This window comes from Kibdelosporangium phytohabitans, assembly GCF_001302585.1.
Classification (GTDB): Bacteria; Actinomycetota; Actinomycetes; order Mycobacteriales; family Pseudonocardiaceae; genus Kibdelosporangium; species Kibdelosporangium phytohabitans.
This window is the reverse complement of record NZ_CP012752.1, coordinates 7,904,460-7,924,099: the sequence shown is the minus strand read 5'-3', so window position 1 is coordinate 7,924,099 and position 19,640 is coordinate 7,904,460. Positions and strand designations below refer to the sequence as shown.

Here is a 19,640-nt window from a genome sequence, read left to right as displayed (position 1 = left end):
CGCTGGTCGCACTGTGTTGGTTGTGTTCCAGCCAGCTGACGCGGGATCCTGGCTACTCTCCGGTCCGCGGCGGTGCGGTTCTTCTCTCAGCTTCCGATTTTCGCCAGTGTTGGCTTGAGCTGGTCGATCAGCCAGTGGACGCTGACGATGTCCGGTGCTTGCAGTGCTTGGGCTGTTTGGATCGTTGTTGCTTGGTAGCGTCCTTCTTTGATCACTCGGAGGTCTTTGGTCAGTGGGTTGCTGTCGAATCGCTGCCGGTCCTCCGGGCCTGCGAAGGTCATGAACAACACGTCCGCGCTGTCCAGCTTGTCTGCGTTCTCGTAGCTCAGTCCGATTGTTCCCGGGGCCAGTTCTGCCGTGGTTTTGGCTTCTGCGAAGGTGTCCGGGACCTTCAGGCCCAGTTGGGCCATGAACTTCGTTGACTGGTTGTCCTTGCCGACGACCATTGGCAACACGTCTCCCCGGGCCTGTCCGTACAGGTAGGTCTTGCCGGACAGGTTCGGGAGTTCTGTCTTCAGCTTCGTGATGCTCGCCGTGGCTTCGGCAATGAGCCTGCGGGCTGCTTCGTCTTCTCCGACGGCTCGGCCGATGGTGAGGGCGTCCTCTTCCATCGGCGTGCTGTACAGCGCCTGTGGGTATGTCACCACGGGGGCGATCTTGCTCATCGTGTCGTACTTGCCCTTGTCGAGGGCGTAGCTGGACGTCGCGAGGATCAGGTCCGGCTTGAGGGACGCGATCTTCTCCATGCTCGGGGCGTCGGCGTCGATGCTGTACACGCTCTCGTCCAGCTTCTTGCGCAGGTAGGGAAGCTGTTCGCCGGTGTAGTTCTTCACCGCTCCGACGATGTTCGCGCCGAGTGCGTTGGCCACCGCGACGTCGGCCAGGCCGAGCGCCACCACGCGCTGGGGCTTCTGCTTGATCACTGCTTCGCCGTACGCGGTCTTGATCGTCACCGCGGCGGTGGTTCCGCTGGGTGCGGTGTCCTTGCTGGTGGAGGCACACCCACCCAGCAAGGCGGCTGCTGTGGCGAGAGTGATCACACGTCTGATGAGCATAGGTAAGCCTAACCTGTGAACATCGTGTCCACGGCTGACCAGTACACTGTGGTCGTGCCTGGCCACCGATCCATCAGCGAGGCCGAGAAGCTGGCCGAGGCCAAGCTCGGCGGGATCTCCATCAGCCGCGAGCAGATGGCCGCGGTCGCCAACATCCACCGCGCGGCCATGGCTGTCCGGCAGCACGTGGAAGCGACTGTGCTGCGCGAGGTCGACCTGTCGTGGACGACGTTCGTGGTGCTCTGGGTGATCTGGATCTGGGGCGAGTCGGAGACCCGGCACGTCGCCGAGGAGGCCGGGATCTCCAAGGGCACGCTCACCGGCGTGGCCAGAACGTTGGAGTCACGCGGTTTCATCCAGCGCGCCGGGCACCCGTCGGACGGCAGGCTGGTGCTGCTCAGCCTCACCGATGACGGTGAACGGCTGATGCGGCGCGTCTTCCCCGCGTTCAACGCCGAAGAGGTCTTCGTGACCAAGCAGCTCAGCCTGGACGAGTGCCGCGGCACGGCCGAGTCGCTGCGCAAGGTCGTGCGCCAGATCGAGATGCACGGCGAGGAACGCCGTCAGGAACTGCTCGCGGGCAGCACGCCACCGCCGAGGCGCAGCGGCCGTCGCCCGAAGAATCAGGCGTGACGGACCAGCGCGTCGAACAGCCGTTGCTGCGCGGGGTCCGTGGCCGCGCAATCTTCGGGATGCCATTGCACCGCGACGAACCAGCCCGTCCCCGCTGGCAGCTCAACGGCCTCGATGGTGTTGTCGGCCGCTCTCGCCGTCGGCCGCAGCCCTGCGCCGAGTGCGTCGATGTGCTGGTGGTGGTAGCACGAGGCCTCGACCTTGCCCGCGCCGGTGATCTCGGCGAGCTGACCGGTCAACGCGACGGGATGCACGACATGGCGGTGCCCCGGAGCGTCCTGGTGCAACGTGCCGCCCAACGCGACGTTGACAACCTGCATGCCCCGGCAGATCGCCAGCAGCGGCTTGCCCGAGCTCAACGTCTCCACGGCGACAGCCAGGTCGAACTCGTCCTGAAGAGCGTCCACGTCGTACACCGCCTCGTGCGGTGTGCCGCCGTAGCGATCCGGCGCGATGTCCCCGCCGCCCGGCAGGAGCACCCCGTCGAACCGCGCGAGCCGGGACGCGACCTCCCCGGCGGCAGGGTGGACCGACACCGGCTCACCACCTGCCCGCCACACGGCTTCGACCAGCGCGCGGGCGTTGACCTCCGCGGCGTAGCGCAACGCGGACGCCGAGCCGGAGAAACGTGCCGGGATCGCGATCAGCGGTCTCACAACTGGATCCAGGTCGTCTTCAGCTCGGTGTACTTCTCCAACGCGTGCAGCGACTTGTCACGTCCGTTGCCGGACTGCTTCATCCCGCCGAAGGGCACGGTCAGATCGCCCTCCTCATAGCAGTTGACCCACACCGTCCCGGCTCGCAACGCCCGTGAGACCGTGTGCGCTGTGGACAGGTCCGCCGTCCACAACCCTGCCGCCAGGCCGTATTCGGTGGCGTTCGCCAGCGACACGGCCTCCTCGACGGTGTCGAACGTCATGATCGACAACACCGGACCGAAGATCTCCTCACGCGCTATCCGCATATCCGGCGTCACCTGGTCGAACACGGTCGGCTGCACCGAATTCCCCAAGCGGAAACCGCCGGTGCGCAACCTGGCGCCTTCGTCGTGGCCGCTCCGGACGTAGCCGAGCACACGTTCGACATGGCTGGGATTGACCAACGCGCCCATCTCGGTCACGGGGTCGAGCGGATCGCCGACGCGCAGTGCGCGCGCCCGCTGCACCACCGCCTCGGTCACCTGATCGGCCACTGAGGAATGCACGAGCAGGCGCGACGGCGCCGTGCACATCTCGCCCTGGTTGAAGAAGATGCCCCACGCGGCCGTCGCGGCGGCGCGGCCGAGGTCCGGGGCGTCCGGCAGGATGATGTTCGGTGACTTGCCACCGAGCTCCAGCCAGACCCGTTTGAGGTTGGAGTCCGCCGAGTACCGCAGGAACTCGCGGCCGACCGCGCCGGACCCGGTGAACGTCAGCACGTCGACGTCCGGGTGCAGTCCGATCGCCCGTCCCGCCGTCGGCCCGTCGCCCGCGACCACGTTCAGCACACCGGGCGGCAGGCCTGCCTCGGTGGCCAGCTTGCCGACCGCCAACGCCGACAACGGCGAGAACTCCGACGGCTTGAGCACGACCGTGCACCCGGCCGCCAGCGCGGGAGCGATTTTCCAGGACGCCAGCGTCAACGGGAAGTTCCACGGCACCACCGCGCCCACCACCCCGGCGGGTTCACGGGTGACCAGCGCCAAGGAGTCCGGCGCTGTCTGCGGCACGAAGTCGTTGAGCTTGTCCGCGAGCTGGCCGTACCAGCGGAACGTGGTGATCGTGGCCCGCAGCTCGATCCCGTACGCCTCCGAGATCGGCTTGCCCATCTCCAGGCTGATCGTCAGCGCAAGCGTTTCCCTGTGCTGTTCCAGCAGGTCCGCGATGCGCAGCAACACCTGGCCACGCTCGGCAGGCGCCAGCCGGGGCCACGGGCCCTCGTCGAAAGCCCAGCGGGCCGCGGCCACCGCCGCATCCACTTCGGACTGCTGCGCGTCGGCGACGTCCGCGAGGACTTGGCCGTCGCGCGGGGACGTCACCTGGAACGTGCCCGTCCCGGTCACGTCGCCGCCGTCGATGTGGTGCGCGCTCGGGAACTCCAGGGCTTTCGCCAGTGCGAGCCATTCCTCGTGCGTCACGTCAACCTCCGATCAACGTGGTGAAGTTGGCTAGAATCACCGCGATCGCCCCCGCGATGCCGATCGCACCGAGACCGGGCGCGATCACCGTCTGCCACGGCCGCGTGTCCAGCCGCGTGCGCCGGAAGAACACCACCACGGACAACGAAGTCAGCAAGTACAACACCATCATGGCCAGCACAGCCACGCCGCTGAACCACGAGAACAACGTCAACACCGGGTCCTGGCCCGCCACAGCGAACGGCACGACCAGCACGATCGCGATCACGGTCTGCACACACCCGGCGAACCACGGAGCCTGTCGCTTGTTGAGCGAGCACACCCGGCTGTGCAACAGGCGATCACGGCCGAGTGAGAACAGATACCGGTTGGCGGAGTTGTGAAACGCCAGAATCCCGGCGAACAGCGACGTGGCCAGCAGGATCGGCAGGACACCGTTCACCCAGCCACCGAACTGGTCGGCGATCGGCGCGAACACGAACACAGTGGAGTCGCCACCGCCCAACGCGGCACCAGCGGCGTCGGCCGCCTTCGAAGCGCCGTGCGCGGACACCAGCATCCACGAGGTGAACGCGAAGAACCCGGTGACCACGACAACGGCGAGATACGTCGCCCGCGGCACCGTCTTGCGCGGCTCGCGGGCTTCCTCGCCGTAGATCGCGGTGGCCTCGAAACCGAACATCGACGCCACCGCGAACATCAACGCAACCCCTGGGGCGCCCTGCAACAGCGCGCCGGGGGAGAAGCTCGCGCCGAACCCGAGCCCTTCCGGCCCGCCGCCAGTGACCAGTGTGACCAGGCTGAACACCAGCAGGATGCTGAACTCGGCCAGGACGAACACCGCAAGCACCCGTGCGCCGATCTCGATCCCGGCAGCACCGAGCACCTGCACGACCACCATGGTCACCAGCGTCCACACCCACCACGGCACACCGATCGGGATCAACCCGCTGACCGTGGCGCCGTACAGGCCGTACATCGCGGCCTGGATCGTGCAGTACGCGAACAGCGCGATACCAGCGCTGACCCGACCGGCGCCCTGGCCAAGGCCTTTGCCGATGTACGTGTAGAAAGCGCCCGCGTTCACGACGTGGCGGCCCATCGTCACGAAACCGACTGAGAACAGCAGGATCACCAGACCGGCGACGGCGTACGCGGCAGGCACACCGGGACCGTTGCCCAGTGCGATGGCGATCGGCATGGCACCGGCGATCCCGGTCAGCGGTGCCTGCGCCGACAACACGAAGAACAGAATCCCCAGCACACCCAGGGCGTTGGGTTTGAGCGCCGCCGTCTTGGTGTCCATCAGGCCTTCTTGGGTGGGCGGATGCCGCGGAACTCCCAATCGCCGCCCAGCGCCGTGGACAGCACCTCCTCCGACTCCGTCGGCTGCGCGCCGACGTCCGTGCGGATGGCCGTGGGGCCGGAGACGATGTGGTTGGTCAGCCTGCCGAGGCCCTCGACCTCCACTTCGACCACGTCACCCGGTTGCACCGGCCGTGAGTTGGCCGGGGTGCCAGACAGCAGCACGTCCCCGGGGTGCAGCGTGATCGTCCTGGCGATGTCCGCGACGAGGTAGTGCATGTCCCACTTCATCTCGTCGGTCGAGCCGTCCTGCACGACCGTCCCGTTGACGTACGTCCGCAGGTACTTGCCGCGGAAGTCCCAATCGGTCACCAGGCCGGGGCCGAGCGGGCACAACGTGTCGGATCCCTTGACCCGCAACATCGAGCCGGCGTCGGTGTCACGGAAGTCGTGCAGCCCGTAGTCGTTGGCGACGGTGTAACCGGCGATGTACGCCCCGGCGCCGGAAGGGGAGACGTTGCGGCACGTCCGCCCGATGACGATGGCGACTTCGCCTTCGTAGTTGAGCCACTTGCAGCCCGCTGGCCGGACGACCGCGCCGCCGTGGGAGTTCAGCGCCGAGGTCGGTTTGTGGAAGTACGTCGGCGTCTCCGCCAGTTCGATCCGGAACTCCTCCACCCGGCTGCGGTGGTTGAGGTGCACGGCGACCACTTTGGACGGAACGACCGGCGGCAGGTGCGTGGCCTCGGCGGCCATGACACGGCGGCCGTCGCCCGAGACGAGCTCGTCGCCGTCGCGGACGGTGTCGACAACCGCGCCGTCGAGCAGGATCCGGCGGTACTCAGGCATGCCACCCTCCTTCGGGACGGTCGAACCACAGGTGCACCTGGCCGGTGCCGACCGAGTTCTCGTACTCGCCGTACTGGCGGGCCGGGGCGCTCCACTTCTCCTCGCCGAGCGCGCCCGCCATCATCAGGTAGTGGGCGAACTTGGCTTCCGGCTTGTACTTGTAGAACTCGGGCATGGTCCGCAGCACCTCGTCGTGCCTGCCCCGCTTGAACCACTCGATCCGTTCGTGGTCCGCCTGGCGCGCCTCCGGGGTGCGGATGTGCACCGGGTCGCTCGCCTCGTGGTCACGCAGCTCCCGCAACGACCAGAAGGTGTGGGACAGCGCGCCGGACGCGATCACGATCGCCTTGCGGCCGGTCGCGGCGACCGCGTCGGCCACCGCGCGGCCCAGCCGCAGGTGGTCCTCCATGTCCCCGGTCTGGCAGACGCCGATGCTGATCCACCGCTTGTCCGGCAGTCCTTCGCCGAGGAACTTCCACAGGTTGATCGTGGCGTAGTAGATCGGCAGGTAGTCGTCGTCGATCGGGGTGATCCACGTGCCGTGCTTGCCCGCGAACCCGGCGATCGCCTGTGCCAGCTCGGGATCACCGGGGAAGTCGTAGTGCATCCGGCACATCCCGCGCGGCAGTTCCTCCGAGGTGAACAGCCCCGCCCGCCGGTTCTGCGCTGTCACCACGAACTCGACGGTCGTGGCCCAGTGCGAGTCCATCACGATGACGGTGTCGTAGTCGAGTGTGTCGAACACGTCCTCGCGCAGTTGCCGCAGCCCGGTGACGAGCGTGATCTCCTTGCCCTCGTTGAGCTCCAGCCGTACGGCCTCGGGCAACACGATGGTCGGTACGTGCGCGAGCAGGCCCGCGCCGACGATCTCACCCACGGTCGGACCATCCCTTCGGGGCGCTCACGGTGTTCTTCAGATCGCAGTAGAAGTCGAAACTCCAGTTCCCGCCTTCCCTGCCGATCCCGGACTGCCGCGACCCGCCGAACGGCGCCTGCAGGTCACGCACGAAGAAGCAGTTCACCCACACCGTCCCCGCGACGAGCTGTTCGGTCACGCGGCCGGCGCGGTCGCGGTCACCCGTGGCGAGGGTCGCGGCGAGGCCGAACTGCGTGTCGTTGGCCAGCCGGACCGCCTCGTCCTCGCTGGTGAACGTCTGCAGCGTCAGCACCGGCCCGAAGACCTCCTCCTGCACGATCTGCGAGCTCTGCTCGACGTCGGTCAGCAGCGTCGGCCGGTAGTACAGGCCGCCGAGGTCCGTGTTGGGGCCGCCGCCGATCACGGCGCGGGCACCGGCAGCGAGGGCGCGCTGCACGTAACCGTCGATCTTGGCGAGCTGGCGTTCGTGGACGTTGGGGCCGATGTCCGTGGCCTCGTCGCGTGGATCTCCTTGGCGCAGCTTCGAAGCCCTGGCCACGAACCGCTCGGTGAACTCCTCGGCGATCGGCTGCTCGACCAGGATCCGGGTGGCGGCGAGGCAGACCTGCCCGGCGTTGTCGTACTGCTCCACGGCCAGGTCGACCGCCAGGTCCAGGTCCGCGTCGGCGAACACCAGCAGTGGGGACTTCCCGCCCAGCTCAAGGCTCAGCGGCGTCAGGTTCGCCGCCGCCGCCGCGGCGATCCGCCGTGCGGTCGGTACCGAGCCGGTGAAGCTGATCCGGCGGATGTCCGGGTGAGCGACCAGCGGGCCGCCGGCCTCGTCGCCGTATCCCTGGACGACGTTGTAGACACCGTCCGGCAGACCGGCCTCGGCGGCGATCTCAGCCAGCAGCGACGCTGTGCGCGGTGACCATTCGGCGGGCTTGAGCACGACGGTGTCACCGGCGGCCAGTGCGGGCGCGATCTTCCACGTGGCCAGCATGAGCGGCGCGTTCCACGGCGTGATCAACGCACACGGGCCAGCCGGGTCCCATGACACGTGGTTGGTGTGTCCGCGCGTGTCGAAGTCCTCGTGCTCCAGCCGCAGCAGCCAGTCGGCGAAGAACCGGAAGTTGTGGGCGACTCGCGGCATCACGCCACGCCGGTGCGACCGCAGCAGCGCGCCGTTGTCCTCGGTTTCCGTGATCGCCAGCTCTTCAAGGCGTTTCTCCACGCCGTCGGCGATGGCGTGCAGGACTTCCGCGCGCTTGGCCCGTGTGGTCCGGGCCCACGCCGGGAACGCCTTCTTCGCGGCGGCGACCGCCGCGTCGACTTCCGCGGGGCCGCCACGGGCCACTTCGGTGAGCTCGCGGCCGTCGATGGGGGAGACGTCCGTGAACGTCTCGGCCGATCCGGCCCGCCTGCCGCCGATCCAGTGCTCGATCATCGCTTCTCCAAGACCTTGCCGCCGTCCCACACCACTCCGAGCTGCCGGAAGTACGCCGCGATCGGCTCGCGGACCACCAGCCGCGCGAGCTCCTCGGTCGGGGCTTCGAACAGCTCGAGGTCCGCCTCGCCCCGCCAGGCCGGGCCCGCTTCGAACGACTTCGCACCGGATTCGACGAGCTCGTCGAGCGCCAGGCCGTCTCCGGTGATGGACGGCAGCGTCCGGTGGTGCGCCATCGGGTGGCCGTTGACGAACCCGTTGGTGTCGGAGGTTTCCCGCAAGGTCACCACCGCCTGGGCGAGCCTCCGGTCGGCCGCCGCGAGCGTCGCGCCGAACCGGGCACCGGCTTCCAGTCGCGGCGCGGGGCCGTACGGGTGTGGCCGGGTCATGTGGATCGAGCCGAACTTCTTCGGGTAGCCCTGGTGGATCCCGCGGGCGACGGCGAAGTCCTTGTCCACCCAGATGTAGACGCAGCGGGAGTACGTGACGCCCCGGTAGCGGCAGCGCACCACTGCGAAGGCCTCCTTGTACTGCGACCGCACGGGGTCGAGCAGCTCGTCCCGGCTGTCCGAACAGGACTGCCAGTCCGCCCAGATCAACGCGACCGCGCCCGGGTCCTCCTCGGCGAGCTCCAGTGGCTCGGGCAGCAGGTCGCGCACGCGGTCGGGGTTCGTGCGGTACTCGACCGTCAGCAGGTCGCCCGAGTAGTGCCATGGCGGTGCCGGGATCAGCGACGACTCGCCTGTCGCTGTCTTCGGGTAGAAGAATCCGCTGGTCAACGGTGTGCTCCTCGCGGGCCGCATATTCGTTTGACCTCAAACAAGGTAGGGCGGCCGGGCGCCGGGGTCAATAGGATGCGGAAAGTGGTTCCGGCCCTTGTGACCGGGCGGTGGACCGCTTACTGTTTGACCCCAAACGATGGGCTGTCCGAGGAGACGTCGGTGAGTGCTCAAGACAGTGTGGATCTCGTCGGCAGGCTGTCCGGGGAGGGGATCGACGTGGTCCGGGTGACCTACCCGGACATGCTCGGCACGGACCGCGCCAAGGACGTGCTGCTCGAGCACCTGCCGTCGGTCGTCGAACACGGCCTCTCGTTCTGCCGCGCGGTCTACCACACCACCCCGCGGGGCGAGACGATCCAGGTCCCCGGCGGACTGGACGCCGGGCTGCCGGACATCACGGTGCACCCCGACCTGTCCACTGTGGCCGCCGTGCCGTGGGAGCCGGGCGTCGCCTGGGTCCTCGGCGACGTGTCCAGCCCGGAATCGCCCCGCGAAGTGCTGCGCTCGGTGCTCGCCCGCGCGGCCGACCACGGCATGCACCCGGTCGTGGGGCCGGAGCTCGAATACTTCCTGTGCGACCCGGACCCGTCATCGCCGCGCGGGTGGCGCCGCTACACCGAGGTCCCCGGCGCCATCTACACCGCCGGCCTGCGCGCCGACCCCGACAACCACCTGCTGCGCGTTCTGCGCAGCCTGCGTGAACTAGGAATCGGCGTCACCGGTGGGAACCACGAGTACGACGGCGCCCAGTTCGAGATCAACCTCCAGCACTCCGAGGCGTTGTCCGCGGCCGACCGGGCGTTCCGGTTCAAGGCGGCGGTGAAGGAGCTGGCCCGCAAGGAAGGCAGGCTGGCGACCTTCATGGCCAAGCCGTTCGCCGAGGCGGGCGGTTCCGGCTTCCACTTCCACCTGTCCTGCGTCGACGACACGGGCAACTGCTTCGACGACCCGGCCGCGCCACACGGACTGTCCACAATGGCACGGCACGCGATCGCGGGCGTCCTGCGGCACGCGCCGGCACTCGCCGCGCTCGCCAACCCGACCATCAACTCCTACAAGAGGTTCGGCCCGGACACCCTCGCGCCGTGGCTGATCGACTGGGGGCTGGACAACCGCAGCGCGATGGTCCGCATCCCACCGGAACGCGGCGAAGGCAGCCGGCTCGAACTGCGCCTCGGTGACGCCAGCGCGAACCCGTACCTCGCGATCGCCGCGACCATCGCCGCCGCACTGCTCGGGGTGCTGGCCGGTGAGGAACCGCCTGCGCCGCTGGAAGGCTACGGCTACGACACCAGCAAGTCGCCTGTCCTGCCGTCGACCCTGTCCACCGCGCTGGACGCGCTCGAAGCGGACATCGAGCTGACCGAGCTCCTCGGCAAGGACTTCACCACGTCGTTCCTCGCCTACAAACGTGACGAGGTCGCGCGGTTCCGCAGGCACGTCACCGAATGGGAGTTCACGGAATACGCCTATCACCTGTGAGGCCGCATGGACGTCGACCTGGTCAACCTGGACAACTTCACCGACGGTGTGACGCCGTGGCGGATGTTCCACACGTTGCGCCACCACGACCCGGTGTACTGGCAGCCCGAACACGCGCCGAACTCCGGCTTCTGGGCGATCACGAAGCACGCGGACGTCATGCGGGTCAGCAAGGACACCGAGACGTTCACCTCGGCCAGGTTCGTCAACCTCGAAGAGGTCGACGACGACCAGATCGCCATCCGCGCGTCCATGCTGGAGATGGACGGCCTGCGGCACCGCGCGCTGCGAGGCCTGCTGCAACGCCAGTTCGGACCGACCGTGATCAACCAGTACGCGGACTTCCTGCGCGGTCTGACCGCGCGGACACTGGACGCCGCGTTCGCCAAGGGCAGCTTCGACTTCGTCGCCGACGTGGCCGCGGACTTCCCGATCAACGTCCTGGCCCGGCTGCTCGACGTGCCGGAAGGCGACACGCGGCAGCTGATCGACTGGGGCAACCGGATCATCGGCAACACCGACCCGGACTACGCGGACGTCCTGCTCGGCAGTGCGGAGAGTGACCGCTACCGGGATCTGCCGTTCCGCTCCCCGGCGTCGCTGGAAGTGTTCGCCTACGGCCGCGAACTGGCGAGGAAACGCCGTGGCGTGCCAGGCGGGGACCTGGTGTCCAAACTCGTGAACGACACACCGCGCGACGGCGTCCCGTTGTCCGGCAGGGACTTCGACAACTACTTCCTACTGCTGGTGGTAGCGGGCAACGAGACAACCCGGCACGCGATCACGCACGCGATGCTCGCCCTCCTGCAACACCCCACCCAACTGGAGAAACTGCGCGAGGACCCGTCACTCATCCCAGGGGCGGTCGAGGAGTTCCTGCGCTGGGGGACACCCGTCTACCACTTCCGCCGCACCGCGGTCCGCGACGTCGAACTAGGCGGCAAACAGATCAAGGAAGGCGACAAGGTCGTCCTGTGGTACGCCTCGGCCAACCGCGACGAGGAGATCTTCGACGACCCGGACACCTTCGACGTGACCAGGACCCGCAACGACCACGTGACCTTCGGCAAAGGCGGGCCGCACGTGTGCCTCGGCGGTCTGCTCGCCAGGACCGAGCTGCGGATCATGTTCGAGGAACTGATCCCGCGCGCGGCCGGGATGCGGTTGACTGGTGACGTGCCGAGGGTGCGGTCGAACTTCGTCAACGGGATCAAGAGGCTGCCGGTCGAAGTCGGCCATCGGTGAAATCGGTGAAATCGGGGAAGTCCCGGTAGTGGCACTCGGACGGGCATGAGATGCTCTTGCCGCGCGAGCGGGTGTGATCGGAGAGGCGACGAGGGTGACCAGCTGGACCGAAGTGATCAACTACGTTCGAATCCGGTACGAGGTGCTGGAGGAGAACGACGACTGGCTGCGATTCCGCCTGGAAACCGAAGGCGACCGCACCCAGCAGGTCTCGGTGCACTACGCGCCGGACACGCTGGAGCTCTCCTCACCGGTGGGCTGGGCAGACAAGATCGACATGGGCAAGCTCCGCGAGCGGGCCGGTGCCGAGAAAGTCGGCGAAGTAGACGTGGTCGACGGCGTCGCGCTGTTGAAGCACAGCGTCCCCGTGACAGACCTCGGCGTACGCGAGGACTTCGAACCCGCGCTGAAGCAGATCGTCGCCAACGCCGACCGCTTCGAGCGTGAACTCGCAGGCACCGACGACTTCTGACAAGGCTTTCACCTCCCGGGCTGTCGCTTTCGGCGCGGAGGTGACTGCTGCGGTAGGGCCGTGCTCGAGTTCGAGCGCGTTCCGGTATTGGAGGTGGCGGATCGCGGTGATTCAGTGCGCGATCCGCTCTCCTAGGCCCTCGATAGCGGTCCGGTCGGTGACGGCGTACGGCTCGCCGGCGACTTCTCCCAGCGGCCGGTGAGGTTGCGGCCCTGACGGCGCCGATTGCTGTTCAGTGGTGCGCTCGGTGTTCGCGCGCAGCCGCCGTCAGGCATGCTTCTTCCGGTCGCTCCGATTTGCTGTCGTTGGCCGACATCCAATCGGCCGAGGTGGTCAACTGAGGCGACGTCGGGTCGTCGATCGCCGTGTTCCACACCTTCCGCGACGGCTCTCACGGCCACCCACCCGCCGCGAGCCGCACAGCTTCACCGAGCAGATCACGAGCCGGATCGCGACGTGACAGGCTTCGTGCCTTGGCCGGGTTGGCGCTGATCGTTGTTGTGGTTGGTGTGGATGGTCGGGCGGGTGGGGGTGGGTCGTGGGGTGCTTGTCGCCTGATTGCTGTGAGGGCGTGGCCTTGGCCGTCGTTGTGGTGTATGTGGGTCGCCGCTGAGCAGGTTGTGTACCAGGTTGCGGCATGACTGGGCGTTGTGCCCGTTGGTCGATTGTCGGTGGGGGCCTCCGCTGTCGGCGTGGCTGGCGCTGGGTGAGGTGTGGCTGGGTGAGGTGTGGCTGGGCGGGTTGGTGTCGAGGGGCGTGATTGGCGTTGTCCCTGTTAGCCCATTGTCGATGGGGTGCGGTCTTTCTCCTGGTCGCGGGGGTCGCCGGTGAGCCAGATGAGGTCGGCGATGGCTTCTGGGCTGGTTCGGATGTACATCAGCGCGTTCTCGGCTTCGGCGAGGAAGTACTGGTTTTGGCCGTCCGCGGACACCACGTACGCCGTGCTGTCCGCGAACTCCATGCCCCAGCCGAGCACGCTGACGTCCGTGTCGGCTTTGGGGCGCCTGTTGCGTCGGCTGACATGAGCACCGTTGCGAGCAAGCGGCGGGGCCTGGGCGGCGACGATTTCCGCTGCGCGTCGGTCCAGATGGACGATCTCTCCGGCGGGCTGGTCTTGGTCGGCGTTTTGTGCTGTGGGCTGGTTCCGATTGGTGATTTCGGGCATGGCTTGCCTGCCTGGCTTTCAGGCGCGCTTCGGCACGTTCATGAGCGCTTGAAATCGATGACTGGTTAGGACGTCTTGACGTCAAGCCCCCAGCGAGCCCAGAAGGTCGACACGACTGGTCGATACCAGTGGTCAAAGAATTCCTGATGGGGTGACAGTCGATAGCCTGGAGCTGCATGTTGTGATGTCCTGACCAGTTGTCGGAGGTGCGGGCCGTGGTCGATCGGACCAGCGGCGTGGCCATCAAGCTCCTGCGCAACGGGGGTCTCGTTGTCGCCCGACACGGTCGCGGCGTCTTCGTCCGGCCGGACACCTTTGTCACCCGCCTTGTGCGGACACGCCTGTCCCGGTCGGCGCGAGCCGAGGACAAAGGTGCGTTCATGGGTGACGCGGACGCGGGCAACTTCGTTCCCAGCATCTCGGTGGATGTGCGCGTGGAGCCAGCGGACGACCGCATCGTGAACCCTGTTGAACATCGCATCGCGACCTCACCCGAGGCCTCGCGCTGGAGGAAGTCGACACCGGGCCTGGTGGCATCTATGCCCGGCTGGAAGAAGCCGGTCACGTCCTGCGCCAGTACGACGAGGTGGTGGCGGCCAGGATGCCGACTGCCGAGGAACAGTCGCGACTACAGCTGCCGGAAGGCAGTCCGGTTCTGGTGGTGACCCGTGTCGCGCGCACAGCCAAGCGGCCCGTCGAGGTCAACGACATGGTTCTCGCGGCGAACAGGCACGGACTGCACTACGAGCTGCCTGCCGACTGAACGCGCTGACCTGCGATCAGCTCGACGATCACCAGCACGGCGACCGCTTCGACAAGCAACAAGCTCACCAGTACGACCAGCTGTGTCGCGCCGGCCTGCATCGGTGACGCGCCGCCTAGCAGTACGCCCACGAACGCGCCCGGCAACGTCACCAGCCCCACGGTCCGGGTCTGATCCAACGCCGGAACAAGCGCCTGACCCGCGCTCGGACGGCAGATCAGCAAGGTGGCGTCCCGCGGCAACAATCCCAACGCCAACGCGGCCTCGTACTCGCCGTGCCGAGTTTTCAGCTCGTCAAGCGCACGCCTGCCCGCGAGGGTTGTCGCGGTCATCGCGCCGCCGATGAGAATCCCCGCTATCGGCACTATCGCTACGGGCGAAGCTGGAACGAGACCGGACAAAATCAACGCGGCCAACGGTGGCGCCACGCCGGCGGCGATGGCGGCAGCCGTCCACACCGCGTCTGACCACGTACCGAACCGCCGCGCGGAGGTGATGCTGGCGACCGTGAACATCATCAGCACGAACGCGGCGGTCAGCCAACCCGAGTGCAGGACAGCGGTGATCAGCAATGACACCGCCCCGAGTTGTACGGTCGCGCGCACCGCGGCCGTGGCGATGGAATGCCATGCCCCGAGACGCCCCAGCCAGACAAGCGCTGCCGTAGCCGCCGCGAACACGAACAACACGACGGCGAGTGACGGGCCGAGTTGGATCACGGGCTGAGCGTCCCACGACAAGAAGACATCGGATGTGTAGGCTGCTTAACGTACTGCTCCCGCCGCAAGGAGCTCCAAGGAGACGTCATGGACGTGCCCTTTGCCTGGCGGCGTGCGCGTGTACTGCTGGTTGTTGCGGTATTACTCGTCACCGGGTTGCCAGCGGTCGCGCAGGCTGTGCGGTCAGGTCTGCGGTGGACCGTCGACCGGTCGCCGTTTCACCTCCAGGTCTTCGATGGTGACCGCCCTCTGATCGGCCAAGCCAGTGGGCGGATGTCATACACACTCGCCGACGGCACGACGCATCGCCTCACCAACGTCCTACGAACCGAGCGCGACACGTACGTGGTCGCAACGGATGAGCCCACACGCACCGCACGCGTCCTCGTGCAGCGCACGCCACGTGGTATCCGGGTGGAGTGGCGCCTGACTCCGGCAGCCGATGTCCTCGAGGTCCGTGAGTCCCTCACGGGCGACGACACCGAGCATTTCCTGGGCGGAGGCGCCAACTTCATCTACACGGACCTCCGTCATCGCGTACTCCTCAACAAGGCCCACTTCACCGGCGCGTCAACTCTGGGCCGCTGCAACAAGAGCGGCATGCCGAGCCCGTTCTTCCTCAGTTCCCGCGGTTACGCGGTGTTCCCGGAGACGGAAGCGATCGGCCGGATCGCCTTCCCCAACGCGGTCGACGACCCGCCGCACTGCTCGGACAATCCGCCGCCGTGCCCCGTCCAGCTCGGCCAACCCGACCGCACGCAACTGTGCTTCAAGACCAGCAAACTCGACTACGAAATCTACGCGGGCAGCCCATCGCGGGTTGTCCGCGCGTACACCGCGAAGGCGGGACGTCCGACTTTGCCGCCAACCCGCCAGTTCGCACTGACCCACTGGCGCGACACGGTGGCAGACCAGGTGACCGTGGTCGACGACGTGCGGCAACTTCTGAGCAGGGGGATTCCGCTTGCCACGGAATGGATCGACAACCCGTGGGAGACGTCGACGAAGCTCCCCGGCGAGAGCCAGAACAGCCGCTACGCCTGCAACGGAACCCTCACGTTCGACCCGGTCCAGTTCCCCGACCCGCGAAAGATGGTCGAGGACCTCAAAGCCCAAGGCGTGCACCTGGGCATCTGGATCTCCCCGCACGTCCGGACAGTCGCGGCCGAACGTCCCTGCCCGCCAGCCGACTACCCGCCGGGCTCCTTCATCCGGACACCGCGAACCGATCCGCTGCAACTGGACCTGACCAACCCGGCGACCAGGGCCCACTTCGAAACGAAGCTGGAAAAGCTGTTCGCACTGGGAATCGACATGGTCAAGGGCGACAGGGGAGAGGAGTTCGAACTGGAGGACGCGACCTTCGCGGCCGGCCGGGGAACCGAACTGATGAACACGAACCCGATCCGTTACGCGAGATCCACAGTAGACGTTCTTCGGCGACTGCACGGCGACCGGTTCACAACTTTGTGGCGTGGCGGGTACACCGGGTTACCGTCCATAGTGAACGGAGTATGGGGCGGTGACCCGCAGGCGACCTATGAGGGTCTGAGGTTGTCGGTCCGACGCGGTCTCAACTCGTGGCTGTCCGGTCACCCGGTATGGGGAACGGACACCGGCGGCTTCAACGGCGGCGGCCCGGGCGCTCCGAGCCCCACGCTGTTCACCCGCTGGAGCCAGTTCTCGGCGGTGTCCCCGGTCTTCGAAGTCGGGGGAGCGGGCCGGAACGCGACTCCGTGGAACTACGACGAGAGAACCGTCGCACGCTTCCGGGACAGCGTGCTACTTCACTACGCGCTCTTTCCGTACCTCTATGGCCTGGCCCGGAATTCAGCCCGCACAGGCGAACCGATCGCCCGCCCCATGGCGTACGACTACCCGAAGGACGAGCGAGCCTGGGCAGCCGACCAGCACATGCTGATCGGCAACGACCTCCTCGCGGTCCCGGTGACGGCAGATCGCAACGAGGCAGACGCGGCAGCGGGGCTTCCGACTCCGGTCGAGGTGTACCTGCCGGCGGGCCGCTGGGTCGACCTGTACGCAGGCACAGTCCACGAGGGGAACCAACGGACAACCCGGAATTCCACCCTCGACGACTTCCCTCTGTACCTGAGGGCGGGCGCGGCAATAGGTTTCAACCAGCGGATAGTCGGTGTCTGGCCGAAACCGTGGAACCTCAACGACTTGGACCGCGCAGACCGCTCAGGCTGGACCTACGCACCGGACGCTGGCCTGACCCACGCCACCAGCCCAACCGGGGGAACGTTCGTCGCCCACAACCGTCACGACACCACGACGGTACTTGTCGCCAACGCTCCGCCGGAAACCCAGGTAATGATCACAACCCAGGCCAGGCCGAAGGCCGTCACGATCGACGGTCGCCGCATCCCGGAGTCGGCGTCGCTGGCCGGCGAGACGGTGGGATGGGCGATGAAACCCGGACCGTTCGGCGGTCTGCTGCTGAAACTGCGGCCCCACGCGGGAATCAGCAGCGTGACCATCACTCGGTAACGCCCCCGGACAGCCTGCCCGGCGCGGCGACCCGATCGCACCACCGGAAATCCGGGCGAAGCCGGCATTGGCCTTGTCCAGCAGGGCCCGCATGGCCGACTTCGCCCCGGACGCGTCCCCCGACCCGGATGGCCTCGGAGACCAGCCGGTGGCTGGGCACGGGATCGTCGGCTTCGGCGCCGTGCACGACCTTGTCCCGCATGGCCAGACCGTTGGCCAGGACCCGCTGCATCTCGATCAGCAACTGGTTGTGGGTGGCGCCGAACAGGGCCGGTGGAATTCGAGGTCGGCTTCGACGGGGTCGTCGGCAGCGTCGGCCATCCGGTCCAACGCGGACACCATCGCGGCCAGGTCCTCGTCGGTGGCGGGTTCGGCGGCCATCCGGGTGGCCGCGGGCTCGACCACGGACCGGACCTCGATGGGGTTCGACAGGAGGGTGACGCCGTGCAGGTCTTCGAGGACGACGGGCACTACGGCGGCCACGCCGAACTGGAGCACCACAGCCCGGCTGCCGGCGGAGACGGTCCGCGAACGGTCGCCGACGTCTGCCGTACGGTGATCACCTGTAGGAGTTGATCAACCGGGCCAGGTGCCGTCCGGCGATCTCCAGCGGCTCGGTGTTCCGCGACACCGTCGCGGCCAGTTCCGCGCCGTCCAGCGTGTTGATCACCGTGTACGCCAGGTCTTTCACGTCCTGCTCCGGGATTCCGGACGGCCGCAGCTTCTCGGCGACCAGGCCGCGCCAGCGCTCGAACGCCTGCTCGGCCGCGGCCTGGATCTCCGGGATGCGGCCCGCCGTCTCCAGCGCCGTCGCGGTGATGGGGCAGCCGTCCTGCCAGTCCGAGTCACGCAGGTGGTCCGCCACCACCCGGGCCAGCGCGATGATCGCGTCGGCGGGATCGTCCTGGCTCGCCAGTGCCTCGGTCAGCATCCCGGCGAAGTGCGCGTCGGCGTGCCGGACGGCGTCGGTCGCCAGTTCCTGCTTGCCGTTGGGGAAGAAGTGGTAGACCGAGCTCAGCGCGACCTGCGCCTCCTTGGCGATCTGCTTGATCGCCGTGCCCTCGTAGCCCTGGCGCTGCATCAGCTGCGAGGTGACTTGGAGGATCCGATCCCTGGTGCTCATGGTCACAGCCTACCGGTGGAACGTTCGTTCCAGTGCGTGCTACGTTCTGGGTGGAACGTTCGTTACAGTCCACTGAGGGGATCTCATGCACCACGTCACCGCCAACGGCATCGACTTCGCCTACGTCGAGCACGGCGACGGCCCATTGGCGTTACTGCTGCACGGCATGGCGGAAACGCCACGGGTGTTCAGGCACCTGATGCCTGTGCTCGCCGAGGCGGGATACCGGGCGGTCGCGCCCGCGATGCGCGGATACGCTCCCACGCAGGTCCCGCCGGAGGGCAGCATGAAGCTTGCGGACCTGATCGCCGACGCCAACGCCCTGCACGACGAACTGGGCGGCGACGAGAACGCCGTGATCATCGGGACCGACTGGGGCGCGTACACCACATGGGGCGCCGCCACCGCCGCGCCGGAGCGGTGGGCGAAGGTCGTGGCGGCCGGCATCCCGCCGTTGCGTTTCATGAGGCCGCTGGACCCGGAGATGATCCACAAGCTCGGGCATTTCTTCTTCTTCCAGATGGGCGTGGCCGACCAGATCGTGCGTCAGGACGACTTCGCCTACTTCGACTGGCAGTGGCGGTACTGGAGCGGCACCAAGCCGGGTGCCGATCTCGCGTCCGATCTCGAGGCGGGCAAGAACGCCTTGCGGGAGCCGGAAAACCTCCGGATGGCACTCGAGGCGTACCGGCAGAACTTCCCGATCGCCACGTTCGGCACGGACCGGTGGGAGGCCGGTCCGCTCCTGGCGGAGCTGCCCGCTCAGCCGACGCTGTACCTGCACGGCACCGAAGACCCCAGCGTGGACGCGAAAACGCTTGCCGACATCGTGGCCGCGCTCCCACCCGGGTCGGACGGGGTGATGCTGGACGGCGTCGGGCACTTCCCGTTCATCGAGAGCCCCGAGGAGGTGAACGAGCTCGTCCGGGCATTCCTCGCACCTTGACGGACGGATTGGTCTAAGCCAATACTTCATGGACGTGAATGACCCGGTCATGGCGCGTGACCAGGTTGCTCGCCTCGTGATCGTGCATCGGTGTCCTCGTTCGATGAGAGTCGGGACCGCATCCGGCCCGGCTACCGCGGACGAGGGCGCCGGTACACGACCTCCCCTGCC

Annotated in this window: 20 protein-coding genes; 7 read left to right on the top strand and 13 right to left on the bottom strand. The window is 67.5% G+C overall.

Going from position 1 to position 19,640, the window contains the following annotated elements:
• Positions 1 to 86: 86 nt before the first annotated feature.
• Complete coding sequence (locus AOZ06_RS35780; RefSeq protein WP_157233435.1) at positions 87 to 1,121, bottom strand: ABC transporter substrate-binding protein; 1,035 nt, start codon at positions 1,119 to 1,121, stop codon at positions 87 to 89.
• On the opposite strand from AOZ06_RS35780, the gene AOZ06_RS35775 reads away from it, so the two are divergent.
• Positions 1,110 to 1,688: a MarR family winged helix-turn-helix transcriptional regulator gene (locus tag AOZ06_RS35775; protein WP_054297169.1), complete on the top strand. Its 579-nt coding sequence runs from the start codon at positions 1,110 to 1,112 to the stop codon at positions 1,686 to 1,688. The two genes, AOZ06_RS35780 and AOZ06_RS35775, sit on opposite strands and share 12 nt — an antisense overlap.
• On the opposite strand, the gene AOZ06_RS35770 is transcribed toward AOZ06_RS35775, so the two are convergent.
• The 7 genes from AOZ06_RS35770 to AOZ06_RS35740 are packed head-to-tail and all read right to left on the bottom strand — an operon-like array spanning position 1,679 to position 9,040.
• Positions 1,679 to 2,344 (bottom strand): gamma-glutamyl-gamma-aminobutyrate hydrolase family protein, encoded by a 666-nt coding sequence (locus tag AOZ06_RS35770; protein WP_218921838.1) that lies wholly within the window; start codon positions 2,342 to 2,344, stop codon positions 1,679 to 1,681. The genes AOZ06_RS35775 and AOZ06_RS35770 overlap by 10 nt on opposite strands.
• Positions 2,341 to 3,804 (bottom strand): aldehyde dehydrogenase, encoded by a 1,464-nt coding sequence (locus AOZ06_RS35765; protein ID WP_054293415.1) that lies wholly within the window; start codon positions 3,802 to 3,804, stop codon positions 2,341 to 2,343. Before AOZ06_RS35765 ends, AOZ06_RS35770 begins: the two co-directional genes overlap by 4 nt.
• Before the next feature lies 1 nt (position 3,805).
• Complete coding sequence (locus AOZ06_RS35760; RefSeq protein WP_083472146.1) at positions 3,806 to 5,110, bottom strand: APC family permease; 1,305 nt, start codon at positions 5,108 to 5,110, stop codon at positions 3,806 to 3,808.
• Entirely contained in the window at positions 5,110 to 5,958 is an 849-nt protein-coding gene (locus AOZ06_RS35755; RefSeq protein WP_054293414.1) for a fumarylacetoacetate hydrolase family protein, read from the bottom strand. Before AOZ06_RS35755 ends, AOZ06_RS35760 begins: the two co-directional genes overlap by 1 nt.
• Complete coding sequence (locus AOZ06_RS35750) at positions 5,951 to 6,835, bottom strand: 3,4-dihydroxyphenylacetate 2,3-dioxygenase (protein WP_054293413.1); 885 nt, start codon at positions 6,833 to 6,835, stop codon at positions 5,951 to 5,953. Before AOZ06_RS35750 ends, AOZ06_RS35755 begins: the two co-directional genes overlap by 8 nt.
• Entirely contained in the window at positions 6,828 to 8,261 is a 1,434-nt protein-coding gene (locus AOZ06_RS35745) for an aldehyde dehydrogenase (RefSeq protein ID WP_054293412.1), read from the bottom strand. The genes AOZ06_RS35750 and AOZ06_RS35745 overlap by 8 nt, the downstream gene beginning before the upstream one ends.
• The gene (locus AOZ06_RS35740) at positions 8,258 to 9,040 is read right to left on the bottom strand and encodes an acetoacetate decarboxylase family protein (RefSeq protein ID WP_054297168.1); all 783 of its coding nucleotides are present in this window, start codon (positions 9,038 to 9,040) and stop codon (positions 8,258 to 8,260) included. Before AOZ06_RS35740 ends, AOZ06_RS35745 begins: the two co-directional genes overlap by 4 nt.
• Positions 9,041 to 9,202: 162 nt before the next feature.
• Between AOZ06_RS35740 and AOZ06_RS35735 the strand changes: the two genes are divergently transcribed.
• The 3 genes from AOZ06_RS35735 (at position 9,203) to AOZ06_RS35725 (ending at position 12,242) form a co-directional block, all read left to right on the top strand.
• Positions 9,203 to 10,525, top strand: a complete 1,323-nt coding sequence (locus AOZ06_RS35735) for a glutamine synthetase family protein (RefSeq protein WP_054293411.1) — start codon at positions 9,203 to 9,205, stop codon at positions 10,523 to 10,525.
• Between the two features lie 6 nt (positions 10,526 to 10,531).
• Positions 10,532 to 11,770, top strand: coding sequence for a cytochrome P450 (locus AOZ06_RS35730; RefSeq protein ID WP_054293410.1), 1,239 nt, complete (start codon positions 10,532 to 10,534; stop codon positions 11,768 to 11,770).
• Between the two features lie 94 nt (positions 11,771 to 11,864).
• Entirely contained in the window at positions 11,865 to 12,242 is a 378-nt protein-coding gene (locus tag AOZ06_RS35725; protein ID WP_054297167.1) for a hypothetical protein, read from the top strand.
• 775 nt (positions 12,243 to 13,017) lie between these two features.
• Here AOZ06_RS35725 and AOZ06_RS35720 read toward each other — a convergent pair.
• Positions 13,018 to 13,407, bottom strand: coding sequence for a hypothetical protein (locus AOZ06_RS35720; protein WP_054293409.1), 390 nt, complete (start codon positions 13,405 to 13,407; stop codon positions 13,018 to 13,020).
• A 505-nt stretch (positions 13,408 to 13,912) separates the two neighbouring features.
• Here AOZ06_RS35720 and AOZ06_RS54915 point away from each other — a divergent pair.
• Positions 13,913 to 14,170 (top strand): UTRA domain-containing protein, encoded by a 258-nt coding sequence (locus tag AOZ06_RS54915; protein ID WP_083472145.1) that lies wholly within the window; start codon positions 13,913 to 13,915, stop codon positions 14,168 to 14,170.
• Here the strand turns inward: AOZ06_RS54915 and AOZ06_RS35710 are convergent.
• Positions 14,149 to 14,886, bottom strand: coding sequence for an ABC transporter permease (locus AOZ06_RS35710; protein ID WP_157233878.1), 738 nt, complete (start codon positions 14,884 to 14,886; stop codon positions 14,149 to 14,151). The genes AOZ06_RS54915 and AOZ06_RS35710 overlap by 22 nt on opposite strands.
• A 90-nt stretch (positions 14,887 to 14,976) precedes the next feature.
• On the opposite strand from AOZ06_RS35710, the gene AOZ06_RS35705 reads away from it, so the two are divergent.
• Complete coding sequence (locus AOZ06_RS35705) at positions 14,977 to 17,400, top strand: glycoside hydrolase family 31 protein (RefSeq protein ID WP_083472144.1); 2,424 nt, start codon at positions 14,977 to 14,979, stop codon at positions 17,398 to 17,400.
• On the opposite strand, the gene AOZ06_RS58070 is transcribed toward AOZ06_RS35705, so the two are convergent.
• From AOZ06_RS58070 to AOZ06_RS35690, 3 genes are read right to left on the bottom strand one after another with little or no spacing between them, the layout of a single operon-like run.
• Positions 17,390 to 17,644: a hypothetical protein gene (locus AOZ06_RS58070; RefSeq protein ID WP_054293405.1), complete on the bottom strand. Its 255-nt coding sequence runs from the start codon at positions 17,642 to 17,644 to the stop codon at positions 17,390 to 17,392. The genes AOZ06_RS35705 and AOZ06_RS58070 overlap by 11 nt on opposite strands.
• Positions 17,638 to 17,901 carry a FadR/GntR family transcriptional regulator gene (locus tag AOZ06_RS60575; protein ID WP_054293404.1) on the bottom strand — a complete coding sequence of 88 codons (264 nt, stop codon included), beginning with the start codon at positions 17,899 to 17,901 and terminating at the stop codon, positions 17,638 to 17,640. The genes AOZ06_RS58070 and AOZ06_RS60575 overlap by 7 nt, the downstream gene beginning before the upstream one ends.
• Positions 17,902 to 17,959: 58 nt before the next feature.
• Positions 17,960 to 18,523 carry a TetR/AcrR family transcriptional regulator gene (locus tag AOZ06_RS35690; RefSeq protein WP_054297166.1) on the bottom strand — a complete coding sequence of 188 codons (564 nt, stop codon included), beginning with the start codon at positions 18,521 to 18,523 and terminating at the stop codon, positions 17,960 to 17,962.
• Between the two features lie 85 nt (positions 18,524 to 18,608).
• On the opposite strand from AOZ06_RS35690, the gene AOZ06_RS35685 reads away from it, so the two are divergent.
• A complete protein-coding gene (locus AOZ06_RS35685; protein ID WP_054293403.1) occupies positions 18,609 to 19,469 on the top strand; it encodes an alpha/beta fold hydrolase in 861 nt (286 codons plus the stop codon).
• The last annotated feature ends 171 nt before the right edge of the window (positions 19,470 to 19,640 follow it).

Bases quoted from the DNA above. Each gene is read 5' to 3' on its own strand.
- AOZ06_RS35755 (WP_054293414.1), bottom strand. From the start codon at position 5,958: ATGCCTGAGTACCGCCGGATCCTGCTCGACGGCGCGGTTGTCGACACC.
- AOZ06_RS35730 (WP_054293410.1), top strand. From the start codon at position 10,532: ATGGACGTCGACCTGGTCAACCTGGACAACTTCACCGACGGTGTGACG.
- AOZ06_RS35760 (WP_083472146.1), bottom strand. From the start codon at position 5,110: ATGGACACCAAGACGGCGGCGCTCAAACCCAACGCCCTGGGTGTGCTG.
- AOZ06_RS35745 (WP_054293412.1), bottom strand. From the start codon at position 8,261: ATGATCGAGCACTGGATCGGCGGCAGGCGGGCCGGATCGGCCGAGACG.
- AOZ06_RS35685 (WP_054293403.1), top strand. From the start codon at position 18,609: ATGCACCACGTCACCGCCAACGGCATCGACTTCGCCTACGTCGAGCAC.
- AOZ06_RS35705 (WP_083472144.1), top strand. From the start codon at position 14,977: ATGGACGTGCCCTTTGCCTGGCGGCGTGCGCGTGTACTGCTGGTTGTT.
- AOZ06_RS35720 (WP_054293409.1), bottom strand. From the start codon at position 13,407: ATGCCCGAAATCACCAATCGGAACCAGCCCACAGCACAAAACGCCGAC.
- AOZ06_RS35690 (WP_054297166.1), bottom strand. From the start codon at position 18,523: ATGAGCACCAGGGATCGGATCCTCCAAGTCACCTCGCAGCTGATGCAG.